The organism is Flavobacterium sp. Flavsp81 (genome assembly GCF_059491325.1).
This window is the reverse complement of record NZ_CP168505.1, coordinates 1,447,493-1,459,340: the sequence shown is the minus strand read 5'-3', so window position 1 is coordinate 1,459,340 and position 11,848 is coordinate 1,447,493. Positions and strand designations below refer to the sequence as shown.

Here is an 11,848-nt window from a genome sequence, read left to right as displayed (position 1 = left end):
TTAAACCAAACAATAGCAAAATGAAAAAACAATATTTTATTTCCTTATTACTGGTACTATTTTCAGTAATAGGATATGCGGAAACTATAACAAGAATTGAAGCCGAAACTTATAGTGGAAATTCCGGAGCAAAGAAAGAAACTAATGCTGCTCTTTCCGGCGGAGGTAACGTTGGTTATATTAAAAACGGAACCTGGATTAAATTTACCGGGCAGGTATTTGATCAATATGATACTCGCTTTGATATACTGGCTTCGGGAGCAACTGGCGGGAATATTGAGTTTCGATTAGATTCGACAACAGGGACTTTAATTGGAACAGCTGCTGTATCAGGAAGTTCAGGGTTTAGCGATTACAAAATATTTTCTACAGCAATTACGCAAACAACGGGTACACACGATTTATATCTGGTTTTTAAGCATCCAACAAATACCGGTTACTTGTTCAATATCGATTATTTTGAAAAAATCACAAGTGATCCTAATGCTGCTGCTTTTACTTTGACAACGAATGTCAGCCCTGCTTCAACAGGTACTATTTCTGCGAATCCGGGAGGTACTTCTTTTCTTCAGGGAACAGTAGTAACATTAACAGCAACAGATAATTTTAGATATAATTTTGTTCAATGGATAGATGAAAATGGAGCAGTTGTTTCTACAAATAGTACAATTGCGGTTACTATGACTGCAAACATTACTCGTATTGCACAATTTCAAGCGGTTACTTTTCCTGATATCCCTTCTACTCAGATGCAGCCAAACATACCTTCTACCCAGTATGTAATTACAGAGTTAATATATGGAGGCAGTACTTCCAATCTTGATAATTCGGCAGCAATAAATGCTGCTATTACTGCTGCAAACGCTGCAGGAGGCGGTACCGTTGTTATCCCTGCTGCTGCTTCCCCTTTTTTGAGTGGTCCTATTACCATGAAAAGCAATGTTAACCTTTTTATTTCAGCCGGAGCCACTTTGCAATTAATGCCTTACGGAAATGGAAACGGACTTCCTGCCGGTTCTTATCCAAATAGTGGAACGACAGATACTTATACAACCTTTATTTATGGAGAGAATCTTACTAATATTAAAATAAGTGGAAAGGGTACTATTGAAGGAAATGGCAGTGCCTGGTGGACTGCTTTTGATGCAACAGGTATCGGTCGTCCTGGTATAATACGTTTTAAGGCCTGTAATACAGTTTTAATTACTGATATTACGATACAAAACGCTCCAAATGTTAGCATTACTATGGGAAAAAGCGGGAGCGGTCAAGGATCAAAAGGGACAATTAAGAACGTTACTGTTATGGCACCTTCATCTGCACCAAACACAGATGCCCTTGATGTCTGGTACTGGAACGGACTGGATGTATTAAACTGTTATTTTTCTGTAGGTGATGATAATATAGCATTAGATACTAATACTCAAAATGTTATAGTTAAAAATTGTAGTTTTGGTGATGGTCATGGTGTTTCGGTAGGAAGTTATACCTCCAACGTAAGCAACCTTATCGTAGATAATTGCAGCTTTATAGGGACCTCCAACGGATTTCGTCTTAAATCCAATAATACTCGTGGTGGAGGGGAGACTTCATTTACCTATTCGAATGTTACCATGAGAAATGTATCAACTCCTTTTGCCATTACCAGCTGGTATCCCAAAGAACCTACGGCTGCACCATCAACTTTGGTAGCAGGAACTGTCACGAGTACTACCCCGGCCTGGAAAAATATTACGTTCAAAAATATTACTGTAACCAATTCTGATAATGCAGGTATAATTTATGCTTTACCGGAATCCTTTGCCATCAACGTTGTTTTCGATAATGTGAAGATTAGCGCAAACACTAAAGGAATGGTTGCCAATTTCGTAACAGGGCTTGTATTCCAAAACTGTTCCTCAATTACTATTCCTGGTGGTAAAGGGGATGCGATTATTCCTTATAAAGCAGAAACAGTAAACGGCAGCAATATAATAAACGGCATTAATACAACGACGGGAGCCTCGACATCATGTAATTTATCAGTGGGGGATGTAAGTTTTACTAATAAATTTTCTTTTTATCCAAACCCGGTAAAGGGAGGTAATTTTACTGTAAATACGGATTCAGGGATTGAAAAAATTGTAATTTATAATTTTTCCGGTGCAAAAATAAAAGAGCTGAACGGGAATAATTCAACTCAACAAACCATTGATGCTGAAGGATTTTCTGCCGGTTGCTATCTTGTACAAATTATGTTGGACAATGGGAAAATTAACACAGCGAAGTTTATCAAAGAATAATCGATTTACGGTCAATACTTTTAATGCTTTTGGACTGGAAACAGTAAAAGAATCAAAAGAGGTAAATACCTGTAAAAGTGTTGTAAATCTAAAATTGCCCGAGGAATCGGTAGTACTAGTTATGATGTTTATTCAATGTAATGGGGATGGAGCTTGGGCTTTGTCCCAATTATTTCAAATAATCTATTGAAAATAAATTGTAAAATTATGAACAACGATACAAGAGTAAAACCTGTGTTAAGACCAATTTATTTGTTGACCAAAAGCCCTTTTGTTTTTCAACAAAAAGGCTTTTGGTTTTAATAGTGCTGCTTCAAATTTATTTATTTTTTTTCTCTTTGATAATAGGCTACAATACTTGCTTTTGCGATGGTATTCATCCATAGATAGTAACCGACAATAGCAGGATTTGCATTGGAATCCAAACCTAATTTATCAGTCTTTAAAGCGTGTACAGTTATTATATATTGATGTATACCGTGGTTTTCAGGAGGGCAAGGTCCGCCATATCCGGCAACACCATAGTTTGTAACACTCTGGATAGCTCCTTTAGGTGTAAGATTTAACGTTAAATTCCCTGCGTTTGTAACTAATTCATTAATATTTCCGGGAATATCAAATACAACCCAGTGCCAAAATCCGCTGCCTGTTGGCGCGTTTGGATCATACATGGTAATTGCAAAACTTTTAGTGCCTTCGGGTGCATTTGCCCATGATAATTGAGGTGACTGGTTTTTTCCAGTGCAGCCGAAACTGTTAAATTCTTCAATCTTTGTGGCTTGTCCGCCTAAATCTTTGCTGGTTAAAGTAAATGACTTTTGAGCAAAAATTATACTTGTTGAAAACAGCAAACAAAGTAATACCAAATTAATCTTTTTCATCTTTTAATTATTTAAAAAGTTAGACTGTAAAGATAATTTGGTGTAAAACTTTTTAGTTACTCTTAAAAGTTCTAAAAGTGTTTCCAAAAGTTCATTATTCCAGTTGAAATTGTTTCGGAGTAGTGTTGTATTTTATTTTAAATGCCTGAGTGAAACTCGATAAGCTTTCAAACCCAATTTCGGAATAAATATCAATAGGACGCATTTTTTTAGTACTTAATAAGTAAGCGGAATGTTCTAGTCTTTTTTCCTGAAACCATTTTATGGGACTGGTTTGATAGTGTTTTTCAAAATTTCTCTTGAAAGTAGAAATGCTCATATTACATAAAAAGGAAAGCTCCTGAATCGTTAGATTATTCAATTTATTACTTTCAATTACAGCTGTAAAATGCCTGCTTTGACTGTCTTGGCCGGTAAGTATGTTATCTAAAAACGCAGTACCGTTTTTGTGCAATAAATACAGCAATATTTCCTCAAACTTAGTTTTTAATAATTTATTTTTTAGTGTATTATCGTGTGTTTTTATTTTAATTAAACTCCTGACAAAATCATGAATGTAATCATCATATTGGAATATCTCATAAGGTTTAGAACTTGAATTAACCGTTTTTGAAAGATTGTTTTTTTGCGCTAATTTCAGGAGCATATCATCATTAAAAAAGAATAATACGCTTCGATAGGCATTTGTTTCAGAAAGAATATGCTCAGTCATTAAAAAATTTCCTGATTTTATCAGTAAAAACTTGTCATTATTAATAGTTATTCTCTCATCATGCGTGATGAGTTCTTTTGTTCCTTCAAGTAAAAAGCTAAAAATATGCTTATTCAGCATAACTTTATTCTTGACACTGGAAGTTGCTACGTGATAATCAAAAATTTGCACCTCACTTTGGCTATCAATATTTAAATCATTAGGAAGGTTTTGAATGTTCATTATGTTGTGAGTGTCATTTAAATTGAATTGCACTTAGCGTCAGCCTGTGAAAAACTTCAGTTTTTGGTACAAACAAATATATGAAAGTATTGGTTTTTAAGGAAAACTATGAAATAAAAAAATAAAAGTACACTTTGTTTAAAGTTGCTCCTGTTTTTAGCTGGCCGCGTTGCAAACGCTATATTTATCTATTAATGTAAGTAGGTGTTCGATGTAATCGAGCCAGGGTGGGATCAGAGGGTAATTTTTAAAGTTTTAATTCAGTTATTTAAAGTATAATGATTTGTTGTGTTTTAAATGACTGGGTATAATTTGGTGTTTTTAAATTATACCAAATTCAGATTTTGCCAAGGCATATCTATATTAGTATTTGACCTTATAATCAGTTTTTTACTTTTTCCTTATACCAATCGATTATCTTTTTTTGAAGAATCCCTTCATGTACTTCATCTTTGGTAGCTTGCTTAAAATCATCATAGAAACTTTTATAGATAACATTTTGATTAACAATTTTAAGTGTAATTGGAAACTTTTTTAATTTTTCATAGCTAATGAAACGATGAATTTTATCTGTATCATAAATGGATTTTACTGTACCAGATAAAAGTACAATATGAATTATTTCTTTGTCGAGCTTTTCTATTATTTGATTATTTATGCTTTGAAAGCCTTTCTTATCTGTAGTAATATACAATGATTTTCCTTCAAGTTTTTTCTTAAAATCATTATGCTTTTTTGCACTTATTTTATTTATTAAATAAATGTAGGTAAACAATAAAACTAAAATTAAAAGAAGAACTGTAGCTAAGATTTTGATTAGTATCAATTTATTACGTTTTTTGTTTAATGTTCTCGCCTTTCTATAGCTATTTGTAATTTATGAATGATTACTTTTCAGCAAAACAAAAATCTGAACTAAGCGGCTATTACTGCTTAATAACTTCTAATTTAGAATGCGCCTTTTCTTAGTCCCATATGAGTAAATAAAGTAAGACTGATAAGGAAAGTGTTAAACCGATTATCAAAATAATTGGTATAAATTTAGTTCTTTTTCTATTTTCATTTTTAATTATTCTCCATAGAATGAAACTAATAATTCCAATAGGATATGAAATGAAAAGTGCTGCATTATATGTCCAAACCATTCCAGTCCAAGCAAACCAAACTGCAAATAGTAAACTTATATAAAACAGAATGTCATTTTTATGGAGTCTCATTTGCTCTTCTTTAAGTCGATATAATTTAAAATATGTTCTTATGTGTAATTTTTTATCTGTTTGCGGGAATATTCCGTGGCTTGACAGTTACGGATAAAGAAGTCTAAACTTTCTGATATGACTAATTTACAAGTACAAAATCACCTTTAAATTAAGTCTAAATCCGCCATATTACCAAACGGTGGTTATATACTTTTCTTTTGTCTAATTTAAATTGCCTAAAATTTTCTGATCATAATCATAATCAGGTTCATTTGGAAAATGTCCATTTAAGTCTGGAAATATTAATTGCAAGTATTTGAATTCATTATTATCATAATATTTTATTGAACTTAAGACATGTTCTGTTAGGGATTCATTTTCAACTTCAATAAAATAAATCTGGAATCTGTCAATTAAATCATCAATTTTTTTGTTGATGGGTATTATTCCAAACTTATATTTTTCAATGTAATTTTTAATTAACTCTGTAGTTAGACCATTAGGTAATCCAGATATAAATAATTCAGGAATCTTGAAATTTTTGTAAATTCCAGTTGAATAACCAAAAGGAGTAAAATCAATGTTTTCTGTCACATAAGTAGTGTGGAATCCATTTTGATTTATATTTTGATTAACTTTTTTAAAATATCTTTCTTTTTTTTCTTCCTCCATTTTTTAAATAGCATATAACGTCTTGACGATAAGCGAAGCTGCTGATCTTAACGAATTGAGTTTTTCTTGCCAAGATAAAACTTTCTTCGTGAAAAAGAAATTTCAAATAACAAGCTGATATAAAAAAGATTTGTACTGTACAAAAATTATTTAATCTGATAAATGCATTTATCAAAATAATAATTCTTTCGTAATAGATTTTATCTATCAAAGTAGATTAATATAATATAAATAGCACATGCAACTCTTTTATATAGTTCGTAATTTAGTCATTCGAAAAAATAACAAAAATCAAAAGAATAATTTATGGAAAATCAATCAAATGACATTAGCAAGTGCCCCTTTCATAACGGAAGTATGGATAATGCGGCTGCATCAGGCACAAAGAATCGAGACTGGTGGCCAAAACAGCTAAAAGTAAGTATCCTAAGACAGAATTCCCCATTATCAGATCCGATGGGAGGCAATTTTAATTATGCAGAAGCTTTTAACAGCCTTGATCTTGAAGCAGTAAAAAAAGATCTGCATGATCTTATGACGGATTCACAAGATTGGTGGCCGGCAGATTTTGGTCATTATGGAGGTTTATTTATTAGAATGGCGTGGCACAGTGCAGGAACGTATCGTGTACATGATGGACGCGGTGGTGCGGGTGCGGGACAGCAGCGTTTTGCTCCCCTTAACAGCTGGCCTGATAATGTGAGTCTTGATAAAGCCAGAAGACTTTTATGGCCAGTCAAACAAAAATATGGTAAAAAAATCTCGTGGGCCGATTTAATGATACTAACCGGAAATGTTGCTTTGGAATCTATGGGATTCAAAACATTTGGTTTTGCAGGAGGAAGAGCAGATGTTTGGGAACCGGACGAATCGGTTTACTGGGGTGCTGAAACTACATGGCTGGGTGGGGATGAACGTTATAAAGATGGCTCTGAGGGCGTACCGAAAGAGCATGGTGTTGTGTCAGCTGATGATAATGCAGATGGCCAGATTCACTCCAGAAATCTGGAAAAACCTCTTGCAGCCGTTCAAATGGGACTTATATATGTAAACCCGGAAGGACCGGACGGAAATCCTGATCCTATAGCTGCTGCCAAAGACATAAGAGATACTTTTGGACGTATGGCAATGAACGATGAAGAAACAGTAGCACTGATTGCAGGAGGACATACATTTGGAAAAACGCATGGAGCAGCTTCTTCTGATCACGTAGATAAAGAACCGGAAGCTGCAGGTATTGAATTGCAGGGCTTTGGATGGCAAAATAGTTTCGGTTCCGGTAAAGGTGCTGACACAATCACAAGCGGACTGGAAGTTACGTGGACAAAAACGCCAACGCAATGGAGTAATAACTTCTTCGAAAATTTATTTGGTTTTGAATGGGAACTTTCTAAAAGCCCTGCCGGTGCACACCAATGGGTAGCCAAAAATGCCGAAGCGATTATTCCGGATGCTTTTGACAGTACCAAAAAACATCTCCCAACAATGCTTACAACTGACTTATCATTAAGGTTAGATCCTGCTTATGAGAAGATATCACGCCGATTCCTGGAAAATTCGGATGAATTTGCAGATGCCTTTGCACGTGCCTGGTTTAAGCTAACGCATCGTGATATGGGACCACGCAGCCGTTATCTGGGGCCAGATGTACCTCAGGAAGAATTGTTATGGCAGGATCCTATTCCGGAAGTTAACCATACATTGATTGATGAGAACGATATTGCTCAATTAAAAGGAAAAATATTAAATGCAGGATTAAGTACATCCCAAATAGTTGCAACTGCATGGGCTTCGGCATCTACTTTTAGAGGATCGGATAAACGTGGGGGTGCCAATGGAGCACGTATAAGATTCGCTCCGCAAAAAAACTGGCAGGTTAATAACCCTGTTCAGCTTGGTCAGGTTTTAAACAAACTTGAAAATATCAAAACAGAATTTGATGCTGCACAAGGAAATGGAAAAAAAGTTTCACTGGCCGACTTAATAGTTTTAGCAGGATGTGCAGGAGTAGAGAAAGCGGCTAAAGATGCAGGATATTCAGTTACAGTACCTTTCTCTCCGGGTCGTATGGATGCCTCTTTGGAACAAACAGATGCTGAATCATTCGGATATCTGGAACCTAAAGCAGATGGTTTCCGTAATTACAGAAATACAAAATCGGCGGTTTCTACAGAGGAACTTCTTATTGATAAAGCAAATTTATTGACACTTACAGCACCGGAATTGACAGTACTTCTGGGAGGATTGCGTGTGCTTGATATTAATTCTGACGGTACAAAAAATGGTGTCTTTACTCATCGTCCGGGTCAGCTTACCAACGATTTCTTTATCAATCTGCTTGATATGAATACACAATGGAAGGCAGTGTCTAATGATAAGGAACTTTATGCAGGAAATGATCGTACCACAGGTCAGCCAAAATGGATTGGAACGCGCGCCGATCTTGTTTTCGGATCTAATTCAGAATTAAGAGCTGTTGCAGAAGTTTATGCAAGCAGCGATGCACAAGAGAAATTTATAAATGATTTTGTTGCCACATGGAATAAAGTAATGAATCTGGATCGATTTAATTTAATTTAACTCGTTTAGTTAATTTAAAATAGTTGTCAGGCTGAGCATTCTATGATAAAAAACAACAAAAAGTACTAAAAAATTACGATGCAAATTTATAGGTATTTATATATGGAGTTTCCCTTGCTATAACAGCAAAGACCCTGCTTATAAGTTTGCATCTGATATTATTTAAAACCAACATTGAGTTTTTGCCTTCCACTTTTTTCTTATTGTAATATTCCTTTAATTGTGGATCATATTTTAATGTTGTCATAGCGCACATTTGCAATAGTGACTTCATTTTTTTATCAGCCATATGATTCACTCTGGTCCTTCCTTTTACACTGGAACCAGAGCTATGTTCAAAAGGGGCAACACCAGAGTAACAGGCAAATTGCCTCCAGTTTTTAAACGCTGTAAATCCTTTTGTTGCAATAATCAAATACACGCTGGTTTGTTCTCCGAGCCCGGGAATTGATCTGATAAGTTGGATTTGTTTGGTTAATTGATCGTTTGATTTAATTATTTCTTTAATTCTCGACTCAATTTTATTGATCGAATTTTTAATAGATTTAGCCAGAGCCTGGTTAATTTGAGATACTTCCCTGAAAATTATTTTATCTGTAAAATCTTTATTTTCTTTTGTAGCTTGTATAAGCAATAAGGCTTTTAGCATTTTTCTCTTTCGGTATAAAGAATTTTTAGTTTTAGAATCTCTATGCCTGTTAAAGTAAATAGTTTTAATTTATCTATGTTTCTGTAACTGTAATAAGAAATATCCCTGGCATCAATTTTATCATTTTTTCCTCTTGAAATTCCTTTTGATTTTTTTATTTCAATCGCAGGAACAATCCATAAATCCAGATTGAGTTTTACTGAAGCACTTGATATATGATTGGTATAAATACCTGTGTTTTCACAACAAAAAAGAATATATTCTTTATTAACCTGCCTGCTCATATTTTTGATAAAAACAGAAATGTTTTTGATATTATTTTCTATGCTAAAATGCTCTGACCTAAGAGTTGAAGCATCAAGAATATTAATATCTAATTTAGCTTTTGATACATCAATGCCGACATAAAATGAATACTTTTTCATAACTTTGAATTTAAGATAAACAAAAATGTTGAACTTCTTTAGAGCCTTTATTAGACCGCTATGTCTATCATTCTATTTGAAGCAATTCAACGGGATTCAAGGGGAAGGCAGAGGACTAATGCACAGCATAGTTCTTAACTAGCGGAGTCGAAAGTTCACCTCTGCTTTCCTTTGAATAAATTTAAAGCTTTTTATCAAATCCAAAGTAAAGGCGGAGTCGAAGCCCTTTCATTTAAAAAGCCTTCGACTAAGTTTATCCTGAGCGAAGCCGAATGGGTTCAGGATGATAATGATTTTGGAAGTATAAAGATATTTTACTCAAATTTATACTTTTTGATCTATTTTTAATAAAAATCATAATCAATATAATAAAGGAGCCAAATTATGGCTCCTTTTTATTTTACCAAAAGATTTGTATTAAATATCTCTTTAGCTTTTTTTAAATTTATGCCAATGTCAATAAGTACCCTATAAATGAACCGCCCAAAACAATAAAAGCACTATTTATTTTTTTGTATCCAAATGTGATTGCAATACTTAAAACCGCAATGAATATTGTTCTCCAATCTGTTATAGTCACTTTACCCATGTCAAAACAAACAGCTATAATAATTGCTACCGAAGCCACATTAACAGCATCAAGAAATGCAGAAAATGTTTTTGAGTTCCGCATTTTCCTTACAATTGGATTTAGCAATGCAACAAATATAAAGGAAGGCAAAAATATAGCGATTGTCGAAACCACTGCACCAGCTAGTCCGTTGATTTGATATCCAATAAATGTTACAGAAGAAAAAACGGGACCGGGGGTAAGCTGACCAATTGCAATTGCATCAATCAATTGCTGTTTATTTAAAAGCCCTGTAGAAACTAATTCCGTGTCTAGGAAAGCAAATAAAACATAACCACTGCCATAAAGTATGGCACCAACTTTCAGAAATATCCAAAATAGATTTGAATTCGTTACGGAGAGAATAGTTGCATTTGATACCTGCAAAAATGTAAATGGAAAAATACTGTTTGTATTTGTCATTTTTTTGCTTCTCACTGAAGCCAGAAACAAGGCAAGAAAACCTGCTCCGAACATTAGATAAATTTCACTGAAATTCAGCAGGGAAGCTATTAAAACTAAAATTCCAATGACTGCCAATTCAATTGATTTTATTGATTTTTTTGCCAATGGAAAAATTGCACCAAGAATAATGGCGATAATAGCAGGTTTTATACCATAAACAAAAGGCTGTACTTCCGGGAGCTGTCCGTATAATCTGTAGAGCCAGGCAAAAATTCCTGTAATAAAAACCGCCGGCAGTATAAAACAAAGTCCGGCTGTAATTAAACCTTTCCAACCCGCTTTTTCGTGTCCGATATGGATTGCCATTTCAGTACTGTTTGGACCTGGGATCAAATTTGTAGCACCAACTAAGTCAAGAAAATGCTGTTCGCTCAGCCATTTTTTTCTTATAACAATCTCTTCCCGCATCATGGCAATATGAGCAGCAGGACCGCCAAAACCAATTACTCCAAGTTTTAGAAAAAGCTTCGCTATTTCTTTTAAGTCAGCGTTATCTTTCATTCTTCATCATTCTATTATCAAGTGACCACAAGCCGCCGCCTTTTATTAAAAGAAAGATATTGCTTAAAAGCATTGCCCAATCGGTTCTGCTTTCGTGAAGCATTGCCCAAAAACCTTTTTCGGCTAAAATTTCTGTCTTTGTTGTGGCAATGGCAATAAGTATAATGATGATTAACGGAATGCTCGCAAGCCTTGTCAATAGACCAAGTAAAATCAAAGCACCACAAATAATTTCAAAACTACCGACAAAACTTCCTAAAAACTCAGGAACAGGTAATCCGATTTTTGCAAATCGGCCAGTGCCTAAACTGTCCGCAAATAGAAATTTTTGAATGCCTTCGGATAGAAATACTGTTCCTGTCATCAGTCTGATCAGGATCGTAGTTTTGGAATTGTCTGTGTTGAATATTGTATATTTCATTTGTCAGTTCATTTTTTGAAACATTCAGAGGTAAAGGTCGTAATTGCTTAAAAATATTCAAAACAGATCGAATAATAAATAGTCTTTTTTACATGCTAATGCAGCTAATTTGCTAAAAATAAAATGATTTAGAATGCATCATACAGTTGTTTAATTGCAATTTATCTTCAAACCTTGCAAAAAATGGTTCTTAAAAGATCAGTAAGGATCATTAAAAAATAAACCTCCA

The 11,848-nt window shown here is 34.2% G+C and carries 11 protein-coding genes; 3 read left to right on the top strand and 8 right to left on the bottom strand.

Annotated features, from left to right (window positions below; translation table 11 throughout):
* Positions 1-20 precede the first annotated feature (20 nt).
* The gene (locus tag ACEN92_RS05870; RefSeq protein WP_495641437.1) at positions 21-2,282 is read left to right on the top strand and encodes a glycosyl hydrolase family 28 protein; all 2,262 of its coding nucleotides are present in this window, start codon (positions 21-23) and stop codon (positions 2,280-2,282) included.
* Positions 2,283-2,605: 323 nt separating this feature from the next.
* On the opposite strand, the gene ACEN92_RS05865 is transcribed toward ACEN92_RS05870, so the two are convergent.
* From ACEN92_RS05865 to ACEN92_RS05850, 4 genes are all read right to left on the bottom strand, one after another.
* Positions 2,606-3,163, bottom strand: a complete 558-nt coding sequence (locus ACEN92_RS05865) for a YbhB/YbcL family Raf kinase inhibitor-like protein (protein ID WP_495641436.1) — start codon at positions 3,161-3,163, stop codon at positions 2,606-2,608.
* Between the two features lie 94 nt (positions 3,164-3,257).
* The gene (locus ACEN92_RS05860; RefSeq protein ID WP_495641435.1) at positions 3,258-4,097 is read right to left on the bottom strand and encodes a helix-turn-helix domain-containing protein; all 840 of its coding nucleotides are present in this window, start codon (positions 4,095-4,097) and stop codon (positions 3,258-3,260) included.
* A gap of 382 nt (positions 4,098-4,479) precedes the next feature.
* A complete protein-coding gene (locus tag ACEN92_RS05855) occupies positions 4,480-4,923 on the bottom strand; it encodes a hypothetical protein (RefSeq protein ID WP_495641434.1) in 444 nt (147 codons plus the stop codon).
* A gap of 595 nt (positions 4,924-5,518) precedes the next feature.
* Positions 5,519-5,968 carry a DUF4262 domain-containing protein gene (locus ACEN92_RS05850; protein ID WP_495641433.1) on the bottom strand — a complete coding sequence of 150 codons (450 nt, stop codon included), beginning with the start codon at positions 5,966-5,968 and terminating at the stop codon, positions 5,519-5,521.
* 306 nt (positions 5,969-6,274) lie between these two features.
* Here ACEN92_RS05850 and katG point away from each other — a divergent pair, with 306 nt between their 5' ends.
* Entirely contained in the window at positions 6,275-8,548 is a 2,274-nt protein-coding gene (katG, locus tag ACEN92_RS05845; protein WP_495641432.1) for a catalase/peroxidase HPI, read from the top strand.
* A gap of 73 nt (positions 8,549-8,621) precedes the next feature.
* Here the strand turns inward: katG and ACEN92_RS05840 are convergent, their stop codons facing one another.
* Positions 8,622-9,197 (bottom strand): transposase, encoded by a 576-nt coding sequence (locus tag ACEN92_RS05840; RefSeq protein ID WP_495638449.1) that lies wholly within the window; start codon positions 9,195-9,197, stop codon positions 8,622-8,624.
* On the bottom strand, positions 9,191-9,622 hold the full coding sequence (locus ACEN92_RS05835) for an IS110 family transposase (RefSeq protein WP_495641431.1): 432 nt from the start codon (positions 9,620-9,622) through the stop codon (positions 9,191-9,193). The genes ACEN92_RS05840 and ACEN92_RS05835 overlap by 7 nt, the downstream gene beginning before the upstream one ends.
* Before the next feature lie 171 nt (positions 9,623-9,793).
* Here ACEN92_RS05835 and ACEN92_RS05830 point away from each other — a divergent pair, with 171 nt between their 5' ends.
* Entirely contained in the window at positions 9,794-9,970 is a 177-nt protein-coding gene (locus ACEN92_RS05830; RefSeq protein WP_495641430.1) for a hypothetical protein, read from the top strand.
* Positions 9,971-10,067: 97 nt separating this feature from the next.
* Here ACEN92_RS05830 and chrA read toward each other — a convergent pair whose 3' ends face one another.
* A complete protein-coding gene (gene chrA, locus ACEN92_RS05825) occupies positions 10,068-11,198 on the bottom strand; it encodes a chromate efflux transporter (RefSeq protein WP_495641429.1) in 1,131 nt (376 codons plus the stop codon).
* Entirely contained in the window at positions 11,188-11,619 is a 432-nt protein-coding gene (locus ACEN92_RS05820) for a DoxX family protein (protein WP_495641428.1), read from the bottom strand. Before ACEN92_RS05820 ends, chrA begins: the two co-directional genes overlap by 11 nt.
* Positions 11,620-11,848: the final 229 nt, after the last annotated feature.

Bases quoted from the DNA above. Each gene is read 5' to 3' on its own strand.
- ACEN92_RS05870 (WP_495641437.1), top strand. From the start codon at position 21: ATGAAAAAACAATATTTTATTTCCTTATTACTGGTACTATTTTCAGTA.
- ACEN92_RS05865 (WP_495641436.1), bottom strand. From the start codon at position 3,163: ATGAAAAAGATTAATTTGGTATTACTTTGTTTGCTGTTTTCAACAAGT.
- ACEN92_RS05860 (WP_495641435.1), bottom strand. From the start codon at position 4,097: ATGAACATTCAAAACCTTCCTAATGATTTAAATATTGATAGCCAAAGT.
- ACEN92_RS05850 (WP_495641433.1), bottom strand. From the start codon at position 5,968: ATGGAGGAAGAAAAAAAAGAAAGATATTTTAAAAAAGTTAATCAAAAT.
- katG (WP_495641432.1), top strand. From the start codon at position 6,275: ATGGAAAATCAATCAAATGACATTAGCAAGTGCCCCTTTCATAACGGA.
- ACEN92_RS05840 (WP_495638449.1), bottom strand. From the start codon at position 9,197: ATGCTAAAAGCCTTATTGCTTATACAAGCTACAAAAGAAAATAAAGAT.
- ACEN92_RS05835 (WP_495641431.1), bottom strand. From the start codon at position 9,622: ATGAAAAAGTATTCATTTTATGTCGGCATTGATGTATCAAAAGCTAAA.
- chrA (WP_495641429.1), bottom strand. From the start codon at position 11,198: ATGAAAGATAACGCTGACTTAAAAGAAATAGCGAAGCTTTTTCTAAAA.
- ACEN92_RS05820 (WP_495641428.1), bottom strand. From the start codon at position 11,619: ATGAAATATACAATATTCAACACAGACAATTCCAAAACTACGATCCTG.